Annotated in this window: 28 protein-coding genes and 1 pseudogene; 19 read left to right on the top strand and 10 right to left on the bottom strand. The window is 32.2% G+C overall.

All coding sequences use genetic code 11. From position 1 onward, the window contains the following. Positions 1 to 462: 462 nt before the first annotated feature. From HVS_RS00945 to HVS_RS00965, 5 genes and pseudogenes are all read left to right on the top strand, one after another. Positions 463 to 774, top strand: a complete 312-nt coding sequence (locus HVS_RS00945; RefSeq protein WP_192876498.1) for a hypothetical protein — start codon at positions 463 to 465, stop codon at positions 772 to 774. 128 nt (positions 775 to 902) lie between these two features. Next, positions 903 to 1,475, top strand: coding sequence for a hypothetical protein (locus tag HVS_RS00950; RefSeq protein WP_101298595.1), 573 nt, complete (start codon positions 903 to 905; stop codon positions 1,473 to 1,475). Between the two features lie 5 nt (positions 1,476 to 1,480). Beyond that, positions 1,481 to 1,708, top strand: a complete 228-nt coding sequence (locus tag HVS_RS00955) for an Imm74 family immunity protein (RefSeq protein ID WP_101298596.1) — start codon at positions 1,481 to 1,483, stop codon at positions 1,706 to 1,708. Positions 1,709 to 1,866: 158 nt separating this feature from the next. Beyond that, complete coding sequence (locus HVS_RS00960; RefSeq protein WP_101298597.1) at positions 1,867 to 2,349, top strand: hypothetical protein; 483 nt, start codon at positions 1,867 to 1,869, stop codon at positions 2,347 to 2,349. Between the two features lie 140 nt (positions 2,350 to 2,489). After that, positions 2,490 to 3,753 (top strand): annotated as a pseudogene (locus tag HVS_RS00965) (IS256 family transposase). Between the two features lie 41 nt (positions 3,754 to 3,794). Here HVS_RS00965 and HVS_RS00970 read toward each other — a convergent pair. The 4 genes from HVS_RS00970 to tnpA (HVS_RS00980) all read right to left on the bottom strand — a co-directional run bounded on the left by HVS_RS00970 (position 3,795) and on the right by tnpA (HVS_RS00980) (position 5,468). After that, on the bottom strand, positions 3,795 to 4,040 hold the full coding sequence (locus HVS_RS00970) for a hypothetical protein (RefSeq protein WP_101298598.1): 246 nt from the start codon (positions 4,038 to 4,040) through the stop codon (positions 3,795 to 3,797). Positions 4,041 to 4,546: 506 nt separating this feature from the next. Continuing rightward, entirely contained in the window at positions 4,547 to 4,693 is a 147-nt protein-coding gene (locus HVS_RS16335) for a hypothetical protein (protein ID WP_157942918.1), read from the bottom strand. A gap of 95 nt (positions 4,694 to 4,788) precedes the next feature. Continuing rightward, a complete protein-coding gene (gene tnpB / locus HVS_RS00975; RefSeq protein ID WP_235827384.1) occupies positions 4,789 to 5,061 on the bottom strand; it encodes an IS66 family insertion sequence element accessory protein TnpB in 273 nt (90 codons plus the stop codon). Positions 5,062 to 5,132: 71 nt separating this feature from the next. Next, positions 5,133 to 5,468: an IS66 family insertion sequence element accessory protein TnpA gene (tnpA, locus tag HVS_RS00980; RefSeq protein WP_101298600.1), complete on the bottom strand. Its 336-nt coding sequence runs from the start codon at positions 5,466 to 5,468 to the stop codon at positions 5,133 to 5,135. 555 nt (positions 5,469 to 6,023) lie between these two features. Here tnpA (HVS_RS00980) and HVS_RS00985 point away from each other — a divergent pair. The 12 genes from HVS_RS00985 (at position 6,024) to HVS_RS01035 (ending at position 17,028) form a co-directional block, all read left to right on the top strand. Then, positions 6,024 to 6,314 carry a WXG100 family type VII secretion target gene (locus tag HVS_RS00985; protein ID WP_101298601.1) on the top strand — a complete coding sequence of 97 codons (291 nt, stop codon included), beginning with the start codon at positions 6,024 to 6,026 and terminating at the stop codon, positions 6,312 to 6,314. Between the two features lie 232 nt (positions 6,315 to 6,546). After that, entirely contained in the window at positions 6,547 to 6,867 is a 321-nt protein-coding gene (locus tag HVS_RS00990; RefSeq protein ID WP_101298602.1) for a hypothetical protein, read from the top strand. 63 nt (positions 6,868 to 6,930) lie between these two features. Next, positions 6,931 to 7,533 (top strand): hypothetical protein, encoded by a 603-nt coding sequence (locus HVS_RS00995; RefSeq protein WP_101298603.1) that lies wholly within the window; start codon positions 6,931 to 6,933, stop codon positions 7,531 to 7,533. Between the two features lie 3 nt (positions 7,534 to 7,536). Then, positions 7,537 to 8,271: a hypothetical protein gene (locus HVS_RS01000; RefSeq protein ID WP_101298604.1), complete on the top strand. Its 735-nt coding sequence runs from the start codon at positions 7,537 to 7,539 to the stop codon at positions 8,269 to 8,271. Continuing rightward, positions 8,268 to 10,964, top strand: a complete 2,697-nt coding sequence (locus tag HVS_RS01005) for an Mbeg1-like protein (RefSeq protein ID WP_159063332.1) — start codon at positions 8,268 to 8,270, stop codon at positions 10,962 to 10,964. The genes HVS_RS01000 and HVS_RS01005 overlap by 4 nt, the downstream gene beginning before the upstream one ends. Before the next feature lie 80 nt (positions 10,965 to 11,044). Next, positions 11,045 to 11,890, top strand: a complete 846-nt coding sequence (locus HVS_RS01010; RefSeq protein ID WP_157942927.1) for a copper amine oxidase N-terminal domain-containing protein — start codon at positions 11,045 to 11,047, stop codon at positions 11,888 to 11,890. Between the two features lie 25 nt (positions 11,891 to 11,915). After that, a complete protein-coding gene (locus HVS_RS01015; RefSeq protein ID WP_101298607.1) occupies positions 11,916 to 14,546 on the top strand; it encodes an Athe_2463 domain-containing protein in 2,631 nt (876 codons plus the stop codon). A 293-nt stretch (positions 14,547 to 14,839) separates the two neighbouring features. Then, complete coding sequence (locus HVS_RS01020; RefSeq protein WP_101298608.1) at positions 14,840 to 15,262, top strand: hypothetical protein; 423 nt, start codon at positions 14,840 to 14,842, stop codon at positions 15,260 to 15,262. A 79-nt stretch (positions 15,263 to 15,341) separates the two neighbouring features. Then, a complete protein-coding gene (tnpA, locus tag HVS_RS01025) occupies positions 15,342 to 15,524 on the top strand; it encodes an IS66 family insertion sequence element accessory protein TnpA (RefSeq protein WP_101298609.1) in 183 nt (60 codons plus the stop codon). A gap of 237 nt (positions 15,525 to 15,761) precedes the next feature. After that, complete coding sequence (gene tnpB, locus HVS_RS01030) at positions 15,762 to 16,034, top strand: IS66 family insertion sequence element accessory protein TnpB (protein ID WP_235827384.1); 273 nt, start codon at positions 15,762 to 15,764, stop codon at positions 16,032 to 16,034. A 95-nt stretch (positions 16,035 to 16,129) separates the two neighbouring features. Beyond that, a complete protein-coding gene (locus HVS_RS16340) occupies positions 16,130 to 16,276 on the top strand; it encodes a hypothetical protein (protein ID WP_157942918.1) in 147 nt (48 codons plus the stop codon). Positions 16,277 to 16,782: 506 nt separating this feature from the next. Next, on the top strand, positions 16,783 to 17,028 hold the full coding sequence (locus tag HVS_RS01035) for a hypothetical protein (RefSeq protein WP_101298610.1): 246 nt from the start codon (positions 16,783 to 16,785) through the stop codon (positions 17,026 to 17,028). 41 nt (positions 17,029 to 17,069) lie between these two features. Here HVS_RS01035 and HVS_RS01040 read toward each other — a convergent pair whose 3' ends face one another. The 6 genes from HVS_RS01040 to HVS_RS17675 all read right to left on the bottom strand — a co-directional run bounded on the left by HVS_RS01040 (position 17,070) and on the right by HVS_RS17675 (position 22,537). Then, complete coding sequence (locus HVS_RS01040; RefSeq protein ID WP_101298611.1) at positions 17,070 to 18,290, bottom strand: IS256 family transposase; 1,221 nt, start codon at positions 18,288 to 18,290, stop codon at positions 17,070 to 17,072. 79 nt (positions 18,291 to 18,369) lie between these two features. Beyond that, positions 18,370 to 18,543, bottom strand: a complete 174-nt coding sequence (locus tag HVS_RS16345) for a hypothetical protein (RefSeq protein ID WP_159063333.1) — start codon at positions 18,541 to 18,543, stop codon at positions 18,370 to 18,372. Between the two features lie 41 nt (positions 18,544 to 18,584). Then, the gene (locus HVS_RS01045) at positions 18,585 to 18,776 is read right to left on the bottom strand and encodes a hypothetical protein (RefSeq protein ID WP_159063334.1); all 192 of its coding nucleotides are present in this window, start codon (positions 18,774 to 18,776) and stop codon (positions 18,585 to 18,587) included. Between the two features lie 23 nt (positions 18,777 to 18,799). Then, positions 18,800 to 19,648 (bottom strand): copper amine oxidase N-terminal domain-containing protein, encoded by an 849-nt coding sequence (locus HVS_RS01050; protein WP_159063335.1) that lies wholly within the window; start codon positions 19,646 to 19,648, stop codon positions 18,800 to 18,802. 903 nt (positions 19,649 to 20,551) lie between these two features. Then, positions 20,552 to 21,991 (bottom strand): ISLre2 family transposase, encoded by a 1,440-nt coding sequence (locus HVS_RS01055; RefSeq protein WP_242971627.1) that lies wholly within the window; start codon positions 21,989 to 21,991, stop codon positions 20,552 to 20,554. 369 nt (positions 21,992 to 22,360) lie between these two features. Next, on the bottom strand, positions 22,361 to 22,537 hold the full coding sequence (locus tag HVS_RS17675; protein WP_101298615.1) for an IS3 family transposase: 177 nt from the start codon (positions 22,535 to 22,537) through the stop codon (positions 22,361 to 22,363). A 563-nt stretch (positions 22,538 to 23,100) separates the two neighbouring features. Here HVS_RS17675 and HVS_RS01065 point away from each other — a divergent pair. Beyond that, complete coding sequence (locus HVS_RS01065; RefSeq protein WP_242971628.1) at positions 23,101 to 24,291, top strand: DDE-type integrase/transposase/recombinase; 1,191 nt, start codon at positions 23,101 to 23,103, stop codon at positions 24,289 to 24,291. 2 nt (positions 24,292 to 24,293) lie between these two features. Next, positions 24,294 to 25,094, top strand: coding sequence for an ExeA family protein (locus tag HVS_RS01070; protein ID WP_101298617.1), 801 nt, complete (start codon positions 24,294 to 24,296; stop codon positions 25,092 to 25,094). Positions 25,095 to 25,100: the final 6 nt, after the last annotated feature.

Below are 25,100 nucleotides of genomic sequence, written 5' to 3' on the forward strand. Positions count from 1 at the left end.
TAATCGGTGGCATTGCAGGAAGAACATCGTTTATAGAGGTAAATACCTTATTTTTGATTAGTTTAGATCTTGGAAATATGGGATGTAGTGAAAATAATGCAAATGTATGTTATAGCGGCAATTTTAGCACAGTAAATCTATTATTGATGATAATTATAAAGTATCTCAGTTGTTTAGTTTTTGTTTACCCTTATGAGTTTATACATAATATAGAAAAATAAAAGTGGTCTTGAATGGCTAAGGTCAAAGAGTGTACTAAACTTTACCGGCAGTAAATTAAGAAAACTTGCAAGACTTGGAGATAATTTGTATAATTATGTTAAAGTCGATGGAGTAATGTTATCGGATATGCAGGTTATAAAGAGCCCATCATTTGTTGATGAATTTGGTAGTGCTAAATGGCAAAAGGGGATGGATTTGTAATTGGTGAGTACAGGATTGCTGGTTAGGGAGGCGATAAGTATGCTAGACAGAGAAAAGGTCAGAAAAGAAGTTGAGAGCTGGGAATCTTTTTCCTACAATTACAATTTAGGTGATAGACCTATGAGGCATAATGAACTTGGAATACGTCTGGTTGATGGAAAATGGCAGTTATATCAGTCTTTTGAAAGAGGAGGGTATAATGTAATTGATACATTTGATAAAGAAAGTGATGCATGCGAATTATTACTATACTATCTTCGTTCAGAAAAGAGAAGTCAGGAGAGGCATAGAAAATTTAAAGAACAACAAAGATTAAAACGTGAGGAAGAATTAAAAAACAAAAAAGGATAGCATTACATTATTCAGATGTTTTGCAGAATTAAAATATGAAAGTTAACATTTCATAACTAAATATGGGAGGTACTACAATAAGTCCTCCCATTGTCTTTTATATAAAAAAATTAGTACAGTAATTATTTTTGTTATTAGAAATATTTATAATAAAGTATGGGAATGATGCATTAGAGGCGATTTCTAAGAATATCGATCCGGATTTAATTAAGAAACTTGATGACTTTGGTGTTAAACCGTCTGATTATGATAATTTTAGAATTATCGGACGTGAATCGGCAGAAACGGTAGCAGAAGCTGCCGCGGAAGTCGAGAAATTTGCATATCTACTAAAAACAGAAAAAAACATAGCATTCTTTTGGTCTGGAAAGACTAATGGTATAGGTGTGGCAGATAGAGCTTTGGAAATAGCAAGGGAAAGAGGTGGAACAACTATCGAAAAAATTATTGAAACAAAGGGTATTAATATGCCGGAGTGGAATATCAATGATGCGAAATCAGTAGAAATATGGAGACAAGCCTCTCTTAAGTATGCACAACAAGCTTCAGGTGAGGTATGGGCTGTTATTGGAAGTAGTGTTAGAGAAGATAGTATATGGTTACAATATGAACTACCAGCATTGACGAATAATATAAATGTTACAAAAATAACAGTTATAGACCCTGAAACATTAGTAGAGACTGTAATTTTTACGAGGTGAAAATAATGATATTAGGTGGAACTAGTTCATATATAAGAGTAGAATATAATGGGAGAATAGTGAGAATTGGAGGTGAGTTACTTTCAGATGGATTTTTAGCTTATAAAAATTCGATTAAGAAATGGGAAGAACCATATGAAAATGAGATTATTGATAGAGAAACGCGTGATTTAATTATTAAACATGTAATTGAAGAGGCTGAAAAAGCAAATTTTAAAATAGAATTTGAATAAACAAGTGAGAATATTTATTGAACTTTCCTGACTGTAATAATACAGTTTCAGGGTTGCTTTTTACATAGTCATATATTCATAATTTAAGACAACAATTTGCTAAGCTTAGAGATGATTAATGCAATTATTCCAATGACTTTTTAAAGGTGCTTAAGAATTTGGATTGTAAGAATGATACAGTAGAAGTGGCATCGGGGGATGGGAATGATGCATTAGAGGCGATTTCCAAGAATATAGATCCGGATTTAATTAAGCAGCTTGATGACTTAGGCATAAAACCATCTGATTATGATAATTTTAGAATTACCGGACGTGAATCGGCAGAGAAAGTAGCTAAAGCTGTTGAAAATGCAAAATACACAAGAGCCATAATGCAAGAGATGCCCGGTTTTATGGATGATATGGCATCAGTCCTTGATAATGTTGGAATGAGTATAGACAGGTTTAATGAATTAATGGCATTACCGGCGGATTTACTTTCAGATGCTGATAGAGCGGCAATGAAAGCAATACGTGATGCAATACCAATGTCTACGGAAGAAACGATTATGCAGAAAGTTATACCACAGGGAGACATTGCTAATTACATTAGTGGAAGTATAAGGGAGTTGGAGGTCATATTACTAAAGCACAGGATGTAAAGCAGCTTAAAAATTATGATGACATTTATAATTCTTTAAGGCTGGATTATGGAGAATGTAACAAATTTTGTGTATGAATGAATAATTAAATTCCTTCTTGGCAAGAATTACAAACAATAAAAGCTAAGGAGGAATTTTTTATGTCAACATTATCAAAAGAAGAGATAAAAGCAATAGTGAAGGGAAATAATTTCCAAAGTGTGACTGATGTCACGAACTATCTTAAAGACATTTTTAAAGACATTATACAAGAGCTTATGGAAGCTGAATTAGAAGAAAAGCTTGGTTATGCTAAGGAAGAACGTAGTGCAAAAAATACCGACAACTGTAGAAATGGTTATTCTACTAAGACTTTAAAAAGTGAATTTGGAGAAGTTGAGATTCAAATTCCAAGGGACCGTAAAGGAGAGTTTGAGCCTAAAATTATACCTAAATATCAAAGAAATGTTTCCGGCATAGAAGAAAAAATAATATCTCTATACGCAAGGGGCATGTCAACCAGGGATATTGGAGAGCAGCTAAAGGACCTTTATGGAGTGGAAATATCTGCGGAAATGGTTAGTAGGATTACTGACCGTATTATTCCTGAAATAAAAGAATGGCAACAAAGACCCTTAGAACCTATATATACATTTTGTTTTATGGATGCCATTCATTATAAAGTAAGAGATGAAGGAAGAATATGTAATCGTGCAGCCTATGTGGTTATTGGTGTTAATGTTGAGGGATATAAAGACATACTGGGTATATGGATTGGAGAAAATGAAGGGATATAAAGACATACTGGGTATATGGATTGGAGAAAATGAATCATCAAAATTCTGGCTTGGTGTAATGAATGATCTTAAAAACAGGGGTGTACAGGATGTAATGCTATTTTGCGTGGATGGACTTACAGGACTGAAAGAAGCTATAAATGCTGCGTTTCCTATGGCAGAAATACAAAGATGCATAATACATCAACTGCGTAATTCCTTTAAGTATGTATCCTGCAAAGACATAAAAGCCTTTAGTAATGATTTTAAAAATGTCTACAAAGCTATTAATGAAGAGGTTGCCTTAGAGAAGTTTTATGAATTAAAAGAAAAATGGGGAAAAAGCTATCCCTTTGCGATACGGAGCTGGGAAAATAATTGGGATGTACTAAGTCCATTCTATAAATTCCCAGAAGAAATCCGAAAGATTATCTATACAACTAATGTCATTGAAGGATTACACCGGCAGTACCGTAAGGTAACAAAATCAAAAACTATGTTTCCATCAGATGATTCTTTAGAAAAAATGCTATATATGGCTTCAAAAAATGTGATAAAAAAATGGACCCAACGTTATAAAAATTGGGATAGGGTATTGAATCAACTGATAATTCAATACCCAGGACGCCTTGACAATTATGTTAGTTAAAACAGAAAGACAAATAAAGTATTAAGTGTTCCTTGAAAACTTTATATGGCGGTTTTACTATGTTTAATATCTTCCTTTGAATTTTCAAGTACAAGGTATAATTTGTCTGCAGAGTTGACTTTTCCGGAAACACAATATATTTTGTCTCTTTTAAAGACATGTTTTTTCCTGAAGTCATAGAGTAAATAAACCCGGTTAGTGTCAAGATCCTTCATTGTAAAAATATTGTATCTATCTAATTCTTTGCAATTTATCATTACCATGTGGTTAGCACTAAAATTAAACACTGCAAAGCTCCTTCATCATAAAAAATATAGAATCTTATATAGGATTTTATACGCTTCCCTGAAACTTGTATGGTTTCAGCCCGGTTGTAGGTTCCCTGTTGCTTCCCAGCATTGCAGGGTATCGGCAGAGCCGGGCCTCAATAGAATTATTGACAAAAAGCAAATTAAATTAACATTGTACTTTTATGTTTTTACTTTTTTAAATTTGCTAGACAAATAAGTATTGCCAATTATTAAAAAATTTATGTATAAAACTTTAATAATTGGCAAAACTCTATAATGAAAAACAAAATGCAGTTATATATTCTGTAAACTAAAATTAATTAATGTTTCTTGCTGAGAAGGATTTACATAAAATCTAAACCCACAAAATTATTTACACTCCCGCCAGATAACTTAAAAATACCTACTAAATAATTTTCATAGCTAAATATTATTAAAATTTCAACGTTCAATATAAAATAATTTTTTATAAATAAAACTATATCATTTATTAAAGTTTAATTCTAGACGTTAATTTCTTGACGCTTACCATTAATTTCTATATCTTTCGATTTTAATTCTTTGTCTTTCGATTCTAATTCTTTATTTATATCAAAAATTAATTTTCTTGTATTTTCATCAAGCTGGATTTCATCGTGAATTTTTTGCACTTATAATAACCTCTAATCTCTTATTTTTTATAACTATATTATATCACAAAACCCTTTATATTACCAGCTTTTAAAGGGTTTTGTTTGTAAAATTTTTAAAAATATTTTCTACCTTTGACGGATTTAAATTTTGAAGTTGTTCTTACTTCATATCCTTTTAATAACCACTTTAACTCGTCTACGTCTACTTTAAGAGCCTCATCTTTTGTCATTGGCCATTTAAATTTATTTTCTTCTAATCGGTAGTAATACAACCAAAATCCATTATCAAAGTGTAATACTTTTAGTTTGTTCATCTGTCTGTTACAAAAAACAAATAGTGCCTTTTCATAAGGATCTAGCTTAAGCTCCATCTTTATTATAACCATTAACCCATCTATACTTTTTCTTAAGTCCGTGACACCACTAGCTAAATATACAGTATCTATCTCATTAATATTTAACAACTTCTTACTATCTCCTTTAGTGCATTTGATAAAGATAACTCATCTGAATTAGATATATATATTTTAGCCTTTCCAATTTTTATTCTTATTTCATTAGATGGGTTAAGATTATTTTTTACATCAGGTGAGTTCTCTATTTTATTTTTCCTACCATTTAAATTAATAGCATGAAATATTGATTCGTTTTTCTTCCTTAGTTTTTTTCTTTGATAATATAACCTATGGATATTTACATCATACTCTCTACAAAAACCAGATATTGTTCCTTCATATTTTGAGAATTTTTCTAAAATATCCTTCCAATATTCATTTGTCTCTATTTGATTCAATTAAAAAACCTCCTATACTTTTGATAATTCAATTGTATAGCAAGTTTTTTAGTATTTATATCCGTTAATTCTTTTACGCTTACTCAAAAACTAAATTATGTAAAACTATGACTTTAGTCATGGTTAAATAGTGACTAAAGTCATGGTTTTTAAAAAAACAGCGGCTAAGGTCACGAAAAAAAGTGACCAAAGTCACGGAAAAAAGTGACTAATGGCATTTGCAATTTAATCTTTTAGTTGCTATAATTAGTTTTAGTTGTGTAGGTGTTCAGTAATCTGATGAAAGTTGGATATAAACACATGAAAGGTTAATCTTTGAAATAACCTTGGCTATCCTGTCATTCTGGCGGATATGCCCAAAAAGATTTAATTTATAAGCTAAATGGCTTTGGTTTGGTGACAACAAATGACCTCATCCCCTTTCTAGATCGATATTATAGAAGGTTTGGAAGCCGGGAGGTGAAGTTACTTGTTTTCAGTTAGTATAAATTAAGTAATATCAACGGGTTCAGCTTTGCTGAACACCGACTTAATTATGTAAAGGAGGTGAAATATATGGCAAGGATAAGTTTTAGTCCTGAACAAGCGAGAGGTGTGGCAAGATCAATAAAAAACAAAGGAGATGCAGCAAAAGATATTATCAATCAGCTTGACAGGGAAATTAAATCAGTTGAAGGCTGGTGGGAAGGTGATTCTGCAAGAGCTTTTGTAGATGAGTTTAACAGTTTGAAGCCAAGTCTTGATAAGCTAGTGGAGTGTGTACATAACATTAGCATGCAATTAGATAAAATTGCAGAAATTAAAGAACAGAGTGAACGTGACATAGCTTCTCAACTTAGAAAGTAATGATTTTAGTTTGATGTTCTGCAACAGAAATTATTTCTAGAGTGTGCAGGGCATAAACAAAAAATGTATTTTTAACAGTGTAAAAGGTTAGAAATTCATATGTTAAAAAGCACTAGCAGGTGAAGTTCTAATACTTTTACCTGTTAAACTATGTATTCTTAGTATATTTGAGAGAATATATAGTTTAGCAGAAGAACTAAGTTATTTATAAAGTAGTAATGGAGGGCTGATTATGAGTACACAAAATGCTGTACAAAGTACAATAAGAAGAGTTAATGAAGTAGAAAGTGACTTGAAGAAAAAACAAAATATGTTAAAAGGTGCGGTAGAAGAAAGTAAGACTTGGTGGAAAGGTGAGGCAGTCAAGTCTGTTGATGCTAGTTTGTCAGAAATTGAAAAAATTACAAACAGAACATACAGCAACATAAACAGCTTAAAATCCCAGCTAAGAAGCTTAGCATCAGATATAAAACATGCAGACGATGAAAGAAGACGTAAATTAGAATTGGAAAAAAAGAAGAGAGAACAGGAGAAAGCTAATAGATTTATATAGCAATTAATAAAAGACAAAAAACGTAATTAAAACTTAATTTAATAATATATAGGGGGGGATTTCATGAAGGAAGAAAAGGCGATTAATGAAGAACAGAGAACTGGTGAAGAGGATAAGGAATTTTTAGAATTAAAAAATTGGCTTGAAGATACAGAAGGTACTATTAATGAAGAAATATTTAATATATTTTTTAAATCAAATGATGAAGAATTACTTGTTGCAAAAAATATACATTCAATTCTTTTAAAAGTGAATGATTTAGATAAAGAAAAAACTAGAGAAGCAATGGGAAATGTTATAAAATACATGAAAAAAGAGCTGGCTGAAAACAGAGATAATATAAAATTTGAAGGGGACATAGAAAGCAATGAAGAAGAGTTTAATTTGGAGGTGGAGAAAGTTACAGAAAAAGCAGTTGAAATAGTAGAAGAATGCTGTAAAAGTGTTGAAATCATATTAAAAGGTTTGGTTTTATTTACAATGGGCAAAACGGCATTTGATGTAAACAGTGTAATTAATGAGTTTTTTACAAAGGTAGATGAAATATTAGAAAAAGAAAAGGCAGAAATAAATAAAAAAGTAAATGAGAAAATACAGGACTTAATTTATTCTCAAATTGGATTTCCGGAATTCAACTTTGAAGAAGAACTTGAAATGGAGGATTAAAGTATGATAGAGAAAATAGCAATAGGTATAATATCAATAATATTAGCGATAGGAGTGTGTGGATGTATGTCAAATAGCAAAGATAGTAAAAAAGATGTTGTGAAGCAAGAAAGTTCAGTAAAAGATATGATGATGGAGCATATGAGAGAAAAATATAACGAAGAGTTTGAGTTTGTAAACATTGACACCGAAGTATGGACAGCACCTTATACAGAGATGATAGTAAAATCAGAGAAATTTCCTAACCACAGGATAGTAGTACAAAGATATAGTGAGACAGGTGCTATAGTTGACAACTATATGGATTTTCATATGAAAGAAAGGATTGAAGAGGAATTAACTGAAATAGTGAAAAAAATTTATCCAAAGAGTAAGGTGTTTTACAGACCAGGAGGAAGACCAGTGCCAAACAGTGTAACACCTGATATAAGTATTTCAGAATATTCAAAAATAAGGCTTCCAGGTCTTCCAGTGACTATATGTATTGAAGACCCTGATTATGAAACAAATAAGGGAGAGAAAATAGAAGAACTTCGAAAAGTTTTAGAAGAGAAAAAGTATATATGTAATTTAGATGTTTTCTATATAAAAGAGGGTAAAATAGATTTAATTAATGAGGATAACGAAACTGAAGTATTAACAGGACCTCATAATGCTGAATGGGTTTTAATTAGAGGTAATTTTAATATGGGAGATTCTTTTGAATTTAGTTACTATGAATGGAGGGAGATAAAATGAATGAATTAAATCCAGAACTCCAGGAACAAGGATTAGAAGGAAGGTTATTAAATACATTAATATATTTAAATATTGAATGGACTGACGCCCGAGATGGAATGAGCCTTCGCAACATAATAAATAATCTTGGTAAATTTTACGACTCCCCCGACGGTGCTATCTGCGAAGAGAAATATGCTATGTATAAGGAATTATACCTTGAAGACTCCATGAAATTAGGCAGAAGAGATAAAAAATCTGAAACTGGCTTTAAAGAAGGTTCCGAAGAAGACTATAAAAATAGGATGCGTCAATATAGAATTTTAAAAAATGCAGTTGAAAATAATGAAAGATTAGCCAATATGACTATAGGAAATCAGAGCTGGAATATGGGTGATAAATTCAATGACAGAAAAGGTCTTAATGCATGTACATTTGAGGACGAAAACGGGAATATAATAGTGGTGTATAGAGGAACAGCCTCCGGAGAATGGGGAGACAATTCCGAAGGACTTATAGGATTAGTTAATGAAACTCAACAACAAAAACAGGCAATGGAATACTTTGATTATATAGTGGAAAAAAACAACTATCATAAAAAGAATATAGAAATTACTATTACAGGTCATTCAAAAGGTGGTAATAAGGCACAGTATACAACTGTAAATTCAAAATATAGAGATTTAATAAAATATTGCTTTAGCTATGATGGTCAGGGTTTTTCTCCCGAAGCTATAGAAGCTTTTGAGAAAAGATTTGATGATTACAATGAATCATTAAAAAAACTTTATAGTTTTAATGGAGAAAATGACTTTGTAAATCCCCTTGGCATATATATAATTCCAGATGAAAACCGTTTTTATTTTAAAACTGTAATTCCATCAGAGATTCCACTAAATATAAATAGCCCTAAAGATGTTTTAGAATTTATAAAAAATATTACAGGCATCTCTGATGTTGCAAAACTACACTTTCCAGATTCGTGTTTAACAGAAGATGGGGAATTTGCAATGCAAGTGGAACAAGGTTATTTATCTTTGTTTGTTGAGAATTTTGCTAGACAAGCTTTAGAATTGCCTCCTGAATACAGAGATAAAATTTTTAGTACTATAATGTCATTTATGCAGGGTGATAATGAAACTGTAGATGGAGAAAGTGTGGCATCATGGTCTGATAAGTTAGCAACCTTGTTGTCAACACCCCTTTTAGCTGATATGGCAAGTGAAGCGTCATTAGATATGATTAGAGAAAAACATGGAGTTATAGCTGAATTTTTAGCTGCTAATGCTTTGTCAAGAATATGTCCTGGGTTATTTTCGGATGATGTTATAAGAATAGGATTTAGAAACATTAAAAATGCTGCGTTAAAAGCATTAGAGAGTTTGAAAAAGCTAGGTAATTTTATTTTGGAAAAGTCCAAGGAATTTGGAAGAATTCTAATTGATTATGGACAATCTTTAGGAAGAGCATTTTGTAAATTTATTTTAGAAGCAAGGGCAGCCTTTGACAGAATGATTATATATGTTGGACATATAATAGATGATGTAATAGATGCATCTAAAAATGTAATAGAAAATGTAGTTAAGAAAATAGAAGATTTCAAAAATAAGCTCAACACAGTTGTAACCAACTTTTTTAACAATCTAAAAGATGGTATAGATAAATTTGCGAGTTTTTGTAAAAATACAGTTAAGAATGCATGGAACAGTGCAGTTGAGAAGGTAACAAATGGAGTAAATAACTTAATAAATAATGGTAAAAACATAATAAGAAAAGGATATGAAGGGTTAAAAACAGGAGTAAACAAAGTTGTCAATTTGGGTAACATGGTCAAAACGACTACAGTTAACTTTGCCAATAGAGCGGCAACTGAGTGTATAAGAGGAATAGGTCTTGTAGTAGATAAGATAAAAGAAGCAGGAACTAAAATAGAGGAATTTAGAGTAAATCTTAAAGAGACATTTTTAAGATTTGTATCTGAGGCAGAAAAAGCATTGGTAAGACTAAAAGATTATGTATTGGGTATAGCAAATAACATAAAAGATGCTGTACATACAGGAATAAAAGCGATGGAAGATTTTAAAAACAAAGCAGAAAGAGCTATTTCGAGCTTTATTGCAAGTGTGGTAAATGGAATAAAGAATTTTGCAAAATACTGCAAAAAAGAAGTGGCGAATGCATGGAACAAAGTAACTAAAAAAGCAAGTCAAAAAGTCGAAGAAGTTACAGACAATATAAGGGAACAAATAAAAACTATGCGTGAGAAATTTGAAGGTGCAGTTAAGTATGTTATAGATTATAAAAAGGAAACAGTAAAAAGTATTAGGGATAAAAAAGAACATGTACTTAAGACTTTAAGAAACAGTGTAATTAGAACTATAGGAGTAACGTATATAAAAAATTTAAAAGTAGATTTAGCAAGATTAGAAGATTTGAGAAAGAAGATGAAAGACCTAGAAAGAGAATGGGGAGAAAAGATACATTACATGCTAAAGGATGTAAACAATTTAACATCTGATACGGAGAGGAAATATAATGAATATTATGTAAGGCAGAGAATACGAGAAATTAATAGAATTTGTGATAACATAAAAGCTGATACTAGACGAATTACCGACATGATTGAAAGAAAAACAAAAGCGTTAGACAATGCTCGTGTAGAGTATAAAAGAATAGAAGCTATGGCAGGTAGGGAAGCAAATAGTTTTGCTTAATTATAAAAATAAAGTTAAAATAATATTTTGTAGATATATATTATATATCATGTAAAAAATGAAAAATGGGAGGAAATAAAATGAAAAAAATAGTTTTATTTATTACAGTATCAGTTATTATGCTAATGGCTTTTACAACAACATCCTTTGCTCAATTGCCTCTTCGTGTGGTGGTAAACGGCAACAGGGTGAATTTTCCGGATGCAGAGCCGTTTATAGACGACAACGGCAGGACACAGGTACCGGTGAGGTTTGTAAGTGAAGCGTTAGGGGCAAAAGTAGATTGGGAAGGAAAAACAAAAACAGTTACAATATCCCAGGGAGATAAAGAAATAAAGATAGTAATTGGAAAAAAGGAATATACAATAAATGGTGAGAAGAATTTAATGGACACAGAAGCACTGCTGAAAGAAGACAGAACCTTTGTACCTGTAAGGTTTGTAAGTGAGGGGTTAGGTGCAAGGGTAGATTGGGATTCTGCTGTAAGGACGGTTTATATTGATACTAGGGAAAAAGGCGACATAAAGGATGACACACCAAAGGATGGAAGTATTATAGAAGAAGATGGATACTTAGTGCCAAATGATACAAATATAATAATTTCAAAGTCAAATAACGGTATTATAGAAACAAGTATACTTATAAGTGTCTTAAGACTGGATTTTGAAAAGCAAATTGAAGATCTTGTTTTTGCGATAGAAAGCAGATTTGGTAAAGATATAGCAAACGAAATAGAAAAACATGTTAGACAAAAGAAAAGTAGATGGACCCACTTACCCGAAAAATACATATATGTAAAAGAGACAAATCAATATATCTGGATAAGAGAATCACAGACGGATAGTATATCAATAGAAGTTATGGTTCCAGGATATGTACCTAATACAGATGAATATAGTGATGTTGTAGTAGAGTGGGAATTTTGAAAATAAGGGATGGCGGGTGTAAAGGATGAAAAAGTATATTGTTTATGCAATAATATTAGCCATACTTATGCAAAACCTTAATATTATTGTATTTTCGAATACTGAAGTAAAAACAGCACAAGAGTCACTTGATTTAGCTAATGAGTGGTTAGGAAAGAATCTTGGTTATTATAATTTTTTTGGAGATACGAATGTTGAAGAAGATAAAATAAATGAGGTGTTAGCTGTAAAAGGAACTCCGGCTTTTAGTAACATGCCTGTTTTCGTATATGGTAATGAAATTAGTGCTAGTAGTGATGCAGTTAAAAATGCTGCGATTAAAGTAATTCAAAGACCTGATGAAGAAGGAGTTCCTCAGTACAGATGTTTGGGCTATACTATCGATGGAGATTTATTTGCAAATCCTGCATTTCCACCTGATTATCCTCCAAGTCAAAATGTAATAACTCTTAATGGAAGATGGGTAAAAGAACCATGGAATCATAATCATCCTTACATCCGGCAGTGGATAAGGGGATTAAATTTCATACCAAACCGGTTATATAAATCAACCGGACGGAGGGATTTCTTTGCCGCAAATATAGTTGACGGTCCGGAGCCCCAATATTTTTCTGACGGAGGTTCTGTTGAAGATTATGTACATATAATCCAGCCCCCTACAATGCATTCATGGGGGCTGGGAATAGGATTTTATTTTCACAACAATGGTCAGAATTTAAGATACAAAACCTTTCTCCTTATGCCGTTTGAAATGCTTAAAAAAGATATTTCCGTTCAAGCAGAATCCATTCCGGTTGGTGCCGGAGCAGGAAGAAAAGTTTTAGTCGGAATAAATGTAAAGTCCACATTCACTGAGGATGAGACAGCAGATTATGAATGGGAAATTATAAAGAAAAGTGATGGCTCTAAAATACCTGTAGAATATTTAGGACATGCAACCAAAGAAAAGGGCAAAATCACCATTCCCGGTGAAAATGAAAGATTGATGTATGCAAGTTTTAGTATGCCTGAAGATGATGTTTTAGTGCGTTTTGTTATAAATGAAGATGGTACAAGCCCTGAAGAAAAATATTTAGGAAACAATGTATTTGAAGCAGAAATAAAATATGTTGAGAGTATTTTTGAATATGATGAATATGACATTCCTTACAATGTACTTTCAAGAGACTTTAGTTTTAATCTTTCAAAAAGACCTTCCGTGGCTGATTTAGGCTTTGCAAGAGGAGAATGGAGCGGCAATATAACAGGAGAGTTTAGAATAATAAGAGATCCAAGAGACGGGTTGTTTAGAAAGTATTCTGAACAAAATAATCCTCCTGTCAATGAAGTGAGAAGAAGCAGAGTTGAAAGAAATCCTATTGTAAATTTCACCATTGAAAGAAGGGATTTTGGGGATGACCCTGAAGGTAGGAAATGGCTTGACATAAATCCTTCAACCCCGGTGGTTAAAAATGGCCGGCTTTTCTCTGAAGGTTATATACAAGGATGGGATGTTTATGAGTGCGGTTTTGAAGATTGTGAATTATGCCCTCATAAAGTACTTAGAACTGCACCGTTTAACGAAGTAACAAAAGATTTAACGTTTAATGTTTATGTATACAATGGAATGAAAAACATTCCGTCAAAAAGCTTTAGAAATGAAATAGAAAACAACAGGGTGGATTCTCTTAACAAAAAAATGTATTGGGAAAGTGAGCCGTATAATTTTAATGTAATCAGGTGGATGTGCCGTTTAGACTCCAATGGAAAAGAATACGGCTGGACACCTGTTGACGGAAGATATCAAAGAACTTTTAAGCAGCAAAACAGTGGAGATATACAAATTACAATAAAAAGTCCTATGGAAATTGAATATATGCAGGCAAGGGAGGCAGCAAGGCAAGGTATAAACAGAAAAGACCTGTATGACAAAGCTGTATTTCCAACGGATATAGATCTTCAAAGATTTGACTATCCTATAAAGTCAGGATACTACTTTAACCCTGCAGGAAAATATTCTTTTAAAGTGGAGACGGTAACATACAAGCCTGTGCCTTATGATACACAGGAACACAAAGATATTGTAAACGCCGTTATAAATTCATTTAACTACGAAACAGACCTTATGTACATAAATGACTACAGGGAGGCTGTAAATATAAAAGGAGAACTGCTGCCTGAAAGGGGAAGTACTTTCAGTACACGACCGGGCAGGCTGACAGCACGGGATAACAAAGGTATAAACGGGATAGAACTTGTGACGGTGTTAGACAGAAATAGTGATGAGTCACGTTATACAAAAAAAGTTGAAGAAGTTTACCATGAACATATAAGTGGAGGAAATACACATGAATATTGGAAAATGGTGATGGAAGGATATGCAGAATCTAACACTTTAAGCAGCAGGGATAATTACAAATACAGAGAGTATGTAAAGCCAGGACAAAAAATGTACAAAATAACAGAAACTACAGAGGTGGATATTATTATAAACAAGGACAATATAAACACTTTTACACATGCACATATGCCTGACGGTGAGTACTACATAAAAGTATGGATGGATAATGTTGATTTAGGAAGCAGCAGCCATGCATATAGCTCATTGGGTACATTAAGCGGGGTAATGCTAGATGAAATGTATATTACGGTAAAAGGTTCTATGTACGATGATTAATAATTTATTGTATTTGTTATTTTTATGATGCATCTTAAATGAAAACATGACTTTAGTCACGGATAAAAGTGACTTCAAAGTCATTGTTTTAAATGCCAGTAGTGACTAAAAGCCCACGAAACGTAGACAAATGGCAACTTAAATCCTATTTCATACTTTTAGAGAGGTTATAATGGATTCTCAAGAAAATATTCAAAGCCAAATAAAAACGGAGGGTTAGTAATGCATGGTAAAGAAAAATAGCAATAGGTATAGTATCAATAATACACAATGCTGGGCAATGTGCAGGATGTATGTCAAATAGCAATGATAGTAAAAATAAAGATGTTGTGCAGAAAGAAGGTTCAGTAAAGGATATGATGACGGAGCATATGAGGGAGAAATATAATGAGGAGTTTGAGTTTGTGAGTATTAATACAGAAGTATGGACAGCACCTTATACAGAGATGATAGTAAAATCAGAGAAATTTCCTAACCACAGGATAGTGGTACAAAGGTATAATGAAACAGGAGCTATAGTTGACAATTATATGGATTTTCATATGAAAGAAAGAATTGAAAAGGAATTAACTGAAATAGTGAAAGAAATTCATCCAAAAAGCAAGGTGTTTTACAGACCAGGAGGAAGACCAGTGCCAAACAGTGTAACACCTGATATAAGTATTTCAGAATATTCAAAAATAAGGCTTCCAGGTCTTCCAGTAACTATATGGTAAGCGTAAAAGAATTAACGGATATAAATACTAAAAAATTTGCTATACAATTGAATTATCAAAAGTATAGGAGGTTTTTTAATTGAATCAAATAGAGACAAATGAATATTGGAAGGATATTTTAGAAAAATTCTCAAAATATGAAGGAACAATATCTGGTTTTTGTAGAGAGTATGATGTAAATATCCATAGGTTATATTATCAAAGAAAAAAACTAAAGAAAAAAACTAAGGAAGAAAAACGAATCAATATTTCATGCTATTAATTTAAATGGTAGGAAAAATAAAATAGAGAACTCACCTGATGTAAAAAATAATCTTAACCCATCTAATGAAATAAGAATAGAAATTGGAAAGGCTAAAATATATATATCTAATTCAGATGAGTTATCTTTATCAAATGCACTAAAGGAGATAGTAAGAAGTTGTTAAATATTAATGAGATAGATACTGTATATTTAGCTAGTGGTGTCACGGACTTAAGAAAAAGTATAGATGGGTTAATGGTTATAATAAAGATGGAGCTTAAGCTAGATCCTTATGAAAAGGCACTATTTGTTTTTTGTAACAGACAGATGAACAAACTAAAAGTATTACACTTTGATAATGGATTTTGGTTGTATTACTACCGATTAGAAGAAAATAAATTTAAATGGCCAATGACAAAAGATGAGGCTCTTAAAGTAGACGTAGACGAGTTAAAGTGGTTATTAAAAGGATATGAAGTAAGAACAACTTCAAAATTTAAATCCGTCAAAGGTAGAAAATATTTTTAAAAATTTTACAAACAAAACCCTTTAAAAGCTGGTAATATAAAGGGTTTTGTGATATAATATAGTTATAAAAAATAAGAGATTAGAGGTTATTATAAGTGCAAAAAATTCACGATGAAATCCAGCTTGATGAAAATACAAGAAAATTAATTTTTGATATAAATAAAGAATTAGAATCGAAAGACAAAGAATTAAAATCGAAAGATATAGAAATTAATGGTAAGCGTCAAGAAATTAACGTCTAGAATTAAACTTTAATAAATGATATAGTTTTATTTATAAAAAATTATTTTATATTGAACGTTGAAATTTTAATAATATTTAGCTATGAAAATTATTTAGTAGGTATTTTTAAGTTATCTGGCGGGAGTGTAAATAATTTTGTGGGTTTAGATTTTATGTAAATCCTTCTCAGCAAGAAACATTAATTAATTTTAGTTTACAGAATATATAACTGCATTTTGTTTTTCATTATAGAGTTTTGCCAATTATTAAAGTTTTATACATAAATTTTTTAATAATTGGCAATACTTATTTGTCTAGCAAATTTAAAAAAGTAAAAACATAAAAGTACAATGTTAATTTAATTTGCTTTTTGTCAATAATTCTATTGAGGCCCGGCTCTGCCGATACCCTGCAATGCTGGGAAGCAACAGGGAACCTACAACCGGGCTGAAACCATACAAGTTTCAGGGAAGCGTATAAAATCCTATATAAGATTCTATATTTTTTATGATGAAGGAGCTTTGCAGTGTTTAATTTTAGTGCTAATAACATGGTAGTGATAAATTGCAAAGAATTAGATAGATACAATATTTTTACAATGAAGGATCTTGACACTAACCGGGTTTATTTACTCTATGACTTCAGGAAAAAACATGTCTTTAAAAGAGACAAAATATATTGTGTTTCCGGAAAAGTCAACTCTGCAGACAAATTATACCTTGTACTTGAAAATTCAAAGGAAGATATTAAACATAGTAAAACCGCCATATAAAGTTTTCAAGGAACACTTAATACTTTATTTGTCTTTCTGTTTTAACTAACATAATTGTCAAGGCGTCCTGGGTATTGAATTATCAGTTGATTCAATACCCTATCCCAATTTTTATAACGTTGGGTCCATTTTTTTATCACATTTTTTGAAGCCATATATAGCATTTTTTCTAAAGAATCATCTGATGGAAACATAGTTTTTGATTTTGTTACCTTACGGTACTGCCGGTGTAATCCTTCAATAACATTAGTTGTATAGATAATCTTTCGGATTTCTTCTGGGAATTTATAGAATGGACTTAGTACATCCCAATTATTTTCCCAGCTCCGTATCGCAAAGGGATAGCTTTTTCCCCATTTTTCTTTTAATTCATAAAACTTCTCTAAGGCAACCTCTTCATTAATAGCTTTGTAGACATTTTTAAAATCATTACTAAAGGCTTTTATGTCTTTGCAGGATACATACTTAAAGGAATTACGCAGTTGATGTATTATGCATCTTTGTATTTCTGCCATAGGAAACGCAGCATTTATAGCTTCTTTCAGTCCTGTAAGTCCATCCACGCAAAATAGCATTACATCCTGTACACCCCTATTTTTAAGATCATTCATTACACCAAGCCAGAATTTTGATGATTCATTTTCTCCAATCCATATACCCAGTATGTCTTTATATCCCTCAACATTAACACCAATAACCACATAGGCTGCACGATTACATATTCTTCCTTCATCTCTGACTTTATAATGAATGGCATCCATAAAACAAAATGTATATATAGGTTCTAAGGGTCTTTGTTGCCATTCTTTTATTTCAGGAATAATACGGTCAGTAATCCTACTAACCATTTCCGCAGATATTTCCACTCCATAAAGGTCCTTTAGCTGCTCTCCAATATCCCTGGTTGACATGCCCCTTGCGTATAGAGATATTATTTTTTCTTCTATGCCGGAAACATTTCTTTGATATTTAGGTATAATTTTAGGCTCAAACTCTCCTTTACGGTCCCTTGGAATTTGAATCTCAACTTCTCCAAATTCACTTTTTAAAGTCTTAGTAGAATAACCATTTCTACAGTTGTCGGTATTTTTTGCACTACGTTCTTCCTTAGCATAACCAAGCTTTTCTTCTAATTCAGCTTCCATAAGCTCTTGTATAATGTCTTTAAAAATGTCTTTAAGATAGTTCGTGACATCAGTCACACTTTGGAAATTATTTCCCTTCACTATTGCTTTTATCTGTTCTTTTGATAATGTTGACATAAAAAATTCCTCCTTAGCTTTTATTGTTTGTAATTCTTGCCAAGAAGGAATTTAATTATTCATTCATACACAAAATTTGTTACATTCTCGGTGGAAATACAGGATTTGCAAATAAATCTCCATTAAGAGTGTAGCCTAAACATCTGTATTGAGGAACTCCTTCTTCATCGGGTCTTTTAATCACTTTAATCGCAGCTTTTTTAACAGCATCAATACTGGCTCTTTCCTCACTGCCATATACAAAAATAGGCATGTCACTAAAGGCCGGAGTACCTTTAACAGCTAATACTTCATTTATTTCATCTCCATTAAACTCTTTTTTCCAAAATAACCATAAAACCCTAGTACTTTTTCTTCTAAATATTTATTGGCAATATCCAGCGATTCCTCAACTGTTTTTATATTAGTGCTACCTGATAATATAGTAGTGTTAATCATTTGCAATATAATGAATATAGCTAGTGTTTTAATTATGTACTTTTTCATTTTCTGCACCTGCCGTTCCATAATTAATTTTCCCACTCTACAATAACATCGTCATATTGACTTGTATCAGGTACATATCCGGGAACCATTATAGCAATTGGTATACCTTCAGTTATTGACTCTGATATCCAAATATACTGATTCGTTTCTTCTACATATATGTATTTTTCAGGCAAGTAATGCCATCTGCTTTTCTTTTGCTCAACATGTTTTCTCACTTCATTTGCTATATCTTTACCAAATTTATTTTCTAACGCAAATGTTAAGTCTTCAATTTGCTTTTCAAAATTTGGTCTCATAAAATTTATAGAAATATGTGTATCCACAATTCTACTTTCTTGAGCCTTCGCAATTATTATATTTGTATCATTTGGCACTAAATACCCATCTACTTCAATAATACTTCCATCCTTTGGTATGTCATCCTTAGAATCGCCTTTTTCCCTCGTATCAATATAAACCGTCCTTACAGCCGGATCCCAATCCACCCTTGCACCTAACCCCTCACTTACAAACCTTATAGGTACAAAGGTCCTGTCTTCTTTCAGCAGTGCTTCTGTATCCATTAGACTCTTTTCACCATTTATTGTATAGTCCTTTTTTCCAATTACTATCTTTATTTCTTTATCTCCCTGGGATATTGTAACCGTCTTTGTGCTTCCTTCCCAGCCTACTTCTGCCCCTAATGCTTCACTTACAAACCTCACCGGTACCTGTGTCCTGCCGTTGTCGTCTATAAACGGCTCTGCATCCGGGAAATTCACCCTATTGCCGTTTACCACCACACGAAGAGGCAATTGAGCAAAGGGTGTTGTTGTAAAAGCCATTAACATAATAACTGATACTGTAATAAATAAAACTATTTTTTTCATTTTATTTCCTTCCATTTTTCATTTTTTACATGATATATAATATATATCTACAAAATTTTATTTTAACTTTATTTTTATAATCAAGCAAAACTATTTGCTTCCCTGCTACTGTAGATTTTCATTTTAAATTTGGTAAACTACCCTTATTTTATCACATTAAAATAGGTGAAAAAAATTCTTAACCCTACCGCGATAGCGTCATTTTATTGTAGGAAAAAGAAAAAGTAGATGACATCCCATTTTTCATTTGTGCAGCTATTTCAAATAACGGTCTCTTAGTAACGAAAGTGTTTTACATCATGTTGAGCTAATTATTTTCTTTTATAATTCCTCTAACTTATTGTCTATTATACCATATAACTCTTTCTTTGGTCTGTCCTGATTAAACTGGGATAGCGTCAATTTATTGTAGGAAAAAGAAAAGTAGATGGCATCCCATTTTTTATACAACTATTTCAAATAACGGTCTCTTAGTAACGAGAGTATTTTGCATAATTTGCATGCTGAGCTAATTATTTTCTTTTATAACTCCTCTAACTTATTCTCTATTATACCATATAACTCTTTCTTCCTATAAAGAATCCATTTTACTCAATGATTGTCACAAATCAGTACATTTTGTTATCTATGTTCCTTCACATTTTAACGCTACTTTTAAAAGAAAAAAGTATTTCTATTGTACCATTTTCCATTTTGTCAAGGCTAAAACAAGCGGGCAAAGCCCGGCCTTGACAAGTAGTAGGACTTCGCGGGTCATGGTACTAAAGTTTTGCTTTTTTCTTTTCTTTTCCTTTTTTTATGTTTTTTCTTTTTCTTTGTCTTTTTTCCAGATATGTATAATTCCTATTGGATAGGCTTACTTGTAAACTTTCCCGTAATTTTTGCTTTATTATTACCTCATCCCTATCCGCATATACCTATAATACGCCTTAATTCTTTATATAAACCAGTTTTACACCCCTTATGAATAACAGTTAAATTACTATTCCATACACTCTCATACCTGTTTGATGACTTCTTTAATTCCTTAATTAATTTTTCCTGAATTTCTTGCCTACTAGCTGCTAACTTTTTTTGTTTTTGTGCCATAACTATGTCATATACCTTACCGCCATTCTTCTTGTATATTATCAGCTTTGACATCTTTTCTACACCTTTTCTCGACCAGCCTTTAGGTCTTGAACTTAAACGGGATGAAAATACATGACTCACATGACCTTCAGCACTACAACCCACTATTCTTGTGTTTGACCTTATTTCTATACCATCCCAATTATTTAAAATATATCGCTTTGCACTTTTTATAGCCTTTATTTTACTTTCATTATCACCTGTCTTTTCGATTATCTTTTTAAAAACCTTTGTTAGCTTTTTTTTATCAGATAAATTCAATGCGTCCTGTAAATCTTGGCTTATTGCTTCATCATTTAAATGTGTGGTTGCAACTCTTACGTATTTTTGAAGATGGTATCTATCAAGTACAAATTTACTTTTTGAAAGCCAGTTAACTCCTTGCCTTATCCATGACGCCCCATCTCCTGATATATACACCGTCTCTAAAAAATCAACGTCATATTGTTTATATATGTATTCCGATACTTCAAGCCACAAATTTTCTGAATTATTATACACACCCCCAAAATATCGAACATTCTTTAATACTTTTCTCTTCTTATTACTTTTTTCAAAGTCAATTCCCTCATGCACATATACAAGTTTTGGCATAATTGTATTTCTCTTGCCCTTCTCATTCTGTCTTAATGTGCTTTTTTGTTGTAATGCTACATGATCCTCGTCTGCCTCAACATACAATATTTTTACTTTTCTCTTTTTATCTACTTTTATTTCAGGCTCAACTATTTCAATATTATGTATTTTATTCATCACAGCTTGTTTGCTGATTTCATCAATATATGTCGCCTTTTCTCCTGCCTTTCTGTAGCTGCTGTCAGCTGCTTCTTCTATTGCATTAATTACAACATCGGCACTTACTCTGTCATGTGGTTCTACACCTACAATCCTGTCGACCAGGTGTTGTCTATTACCATTTTCCTTATGCTTAAAATATGTCCTGTTATAACTTAGTGTTCCAAATGTCGTTAAAATAGCTGTTTTATCTTTTCTTATAATTTCCCAATACTGTTTCCTTATTTCACAGTTACGTAAATATTCATCCATATCTTCAAGCACTTCTTTAAGTATATCGCGTCCAAGTTTAAATAAATCTTCTTTCAGACCAAGAATAAGATCAGCTAAGTCTTTTCCTTCTTCAATAAAATTTTTTATCTTTTTTTCAATTCTTTTTGCCCCAAATTCATTAAAATGTTGTATACTATTATACATAGAAGATGTCATCCTTTCTGTTAGATTTTTTTTTGTATTAATATCTTAACAGGATGTCATCTTCTTTTCAATTTTATATGGTATTTTATGTCTCATTCCCTACAATAACTTTACGCTAACTAAACTGGACATACAATTACGTTAGTTTACTGCCTCGCTTTCAAAATTTCTCTGTCTTTCGTTAGACCAATTGCTTGTTTTCGGAGTGCCCTTGACAACAAGCATCTCCTATATGATTAAAGCAGCCAGAGCGGAGCCACATTATATGTAGTAGGCCTCTGGGAACAGGTGGCTGCCGCCTTTTAATAGGATATCATACGGGTCCCTCTTATTGTAAAGGGAAGCTCCGCCACTCCTGCGGTATCGGTACTAGGCCACTTTTTTCTCATTCTTATAGTAGTCGTTTATATATTCTCTTGGCAATCTATATCCAAGTGATGAATGCAAACGCCTTGAGTTATAAAAACCTTCTATATAGTTAATTATCACCTTCCTAGTCTCTTTTTTTGTCTTGAAGCGGATTCCATATATCACGTCCTTCTTCAAGGTTGAGTGTAGATTTTCATTTTAATTTAGGTAAATCTACCCTTATTTTATCACATTAAAATAGGTGAAAAAAATTTTTAACCCTACCGCAATTTGAAAAAATATTTTCACTCGCTATATATGTCCTCTATGTGGATGCACCATATCATATATTCCTAACTTTTGTTTACCCGGATTTATTAATGCAGTAAATCATATTTTTGAATACATATATAATTTATTTTATCGTAAAGGTAGTATTAATTCAGTTATAAACCGACTAAATCTAAAAAACAACGTACAGTTTTCAAGGCAAATTCTATACTATTACAGAAAAAAATTCATTAAAAATCTCAATACAATACAAAATGGATTAAGACAAATAATACACAAAGTGAAATTACCGGATGAAACTCTTGGAAACACAGAAAAAGCAAGAAACGTTTTAGCAATAGTAGTAAGAGAATTCCCCAACATTCAACTATTCTCTCAAAAATACTATCAAGCTACCGCTAAAACATTTCTTGCAGCATGATTATAACATTAAAATAGGATTTTAAAAAGCGTCTTATGAAAAATTTTTAATGAAATCAACCGCAACACCATATTTTCCTTTACTTGAGCAAATAACTATGGTAACATCCGTGGTAAAGAACAGCCTGACCGGTCATGGCTTCCTAAAAATGCAACAGGAGGTCAGGAATATGTTAAGTGAAGAGGTAAGAAATGCCATTGCGTTAAAAAGATTTTCACTGATAAGTCCGATCCTAAATGGACAAGTGAATAATCGTAAGGACTATTATGCTCAAATTTCATCAAAACCCGTAGAAATGCCACACTATGGCATAGGAAAATATTCACCTAAAACAATAGAGTCCTGGTACTGTGATTACATGCGTGGAGGATTGGATGCATTAAAACCCGGATACCGGAAAGACAGGGGTAATTGTAGAAAAATAGATACAGAACTTGCTGAAAAAATCCTTGAGACGAAAAGAAAATATCCTAAAGCGCCTACTACAATCATCTATGATAAACTAATAAAAAAAGGCATATTAAAAGAAGGGCAAATATCACTTACCACACTATACAGGTTTTTAAAATTTTCAAATCATGAAAGCATTTATGAAACTGAAGAGAAAAAAGAAATTAAAAGATTTGCACATCAATATATAAATGAGTTGTGGTATGGGGATTTAATGTATGGACCTTACATACAGGAAGGCAGGAAGAAAAGAGCCACATACTTATTAGCATATATAGATGATGCATCAAGACTTGTACCTCACGGAGAATTTTACTATACACAAAATTTAGAATCGTTAAGGCATTCATTTAAAGAAGCGGTGTTAAAAAGAGGCATACCTTCCCTGCTCTATACGGACAATGGGAAGATTTACCGTTCACAGCAGTTTGAATTTATGTGCGCGGACGTAGGATGCACTCTTATACATTCGAAACCCTTTGTTGCACATAGCCGGGGAAAAATAGAAAGGTTCTTTTTAACAGTTAGAAAAAGATTTTTATCCCAACTTAATATGAATAAAATTGAGAGTTTGGAAGAGCCGGTATTCATATACTATGAAGGCAAGAAAATCGGTGAAGCCTTGCAGGTTAATTTTCATGACAATGCCCATATGAAACGAAGGGGCAGACCTAAAAATTCTGAGTTAATAGTGGATTTACAAAATAACGAAGTATCTGTAACACATGCTGACATGCCTAAATCAAAACAAACAATTTCATTTAAAACAATTATGGAAGGAGAGAAATAATTATGTTCAGACAGTTTTTTGGACTAAAATACAATCCTTTTGGAAAAGAAATTGATATTTCTGATGTTTATGAAAGTGAAGATATTAAGGAATTAAATTCAAGATTTAAATATATTCAAAACATCCGGGGAATGTTTCTTTTAGTCGGTGAACCGGGAATGGGAAAATCCACCGCCTTAAGAAAATTTTCAGCCGGGTTAAATCCGGGACTTTACAAACCCTGCTATTTTTCTCTCTCAACAGTTACCGTTATGGATTTTTACCGGGGTCTTTTAATATCTTTAGGAGAAGTGCCTTCACATAAGAAGGTTACAATGTTTCATCAGATACAACAAGCAATAATGTCTTTGTACTATAATCAAAAAATTACTCCGGTTATTATCCTTGACGAGGTACAGATGCTGTCAAACAGCATACTTGAAGAATTAAGGCTTTTATTTAACTTTAAAATGGACTCTGAAAATCCTTTTATATTAATATTGTCGGGGCAATCGCAAATCAGGAACAAATTACAGTTAGCGGTAAATGCACCTTTAAAGCAGCGTATAGCCGTAAAATACGTAATGCAGGGGTTAAAGCCTGAGGAGCTTTCAGACTATATTTTTACAAGGCTAAAGTCTGCCGGTTTACATGAAAATATATTTACCCAGGCTGCAATTGAAGCTATTTATTCTGCATCAAAAGGCGTACCCCGCCTTGTTAACAGCCTTGCAACCTCAAGCCTTATGTATGCTTGTTCAATAAAGCAAAAGCATATAGATGAAGAAATTGTATACCAAGGACAAAAAGATTTTGATATCTAAAATACT

Source organism: Acetivibrio saccincola, from assembly GCF_002844395.1.
In the GTDB taxonomy this organism is placed as follows: Bacteria; Bacillota; Clostridia; order Acetivibrionales; family Acetivibrionaceae; genus Herbivorax; species Herbivorax saccincola.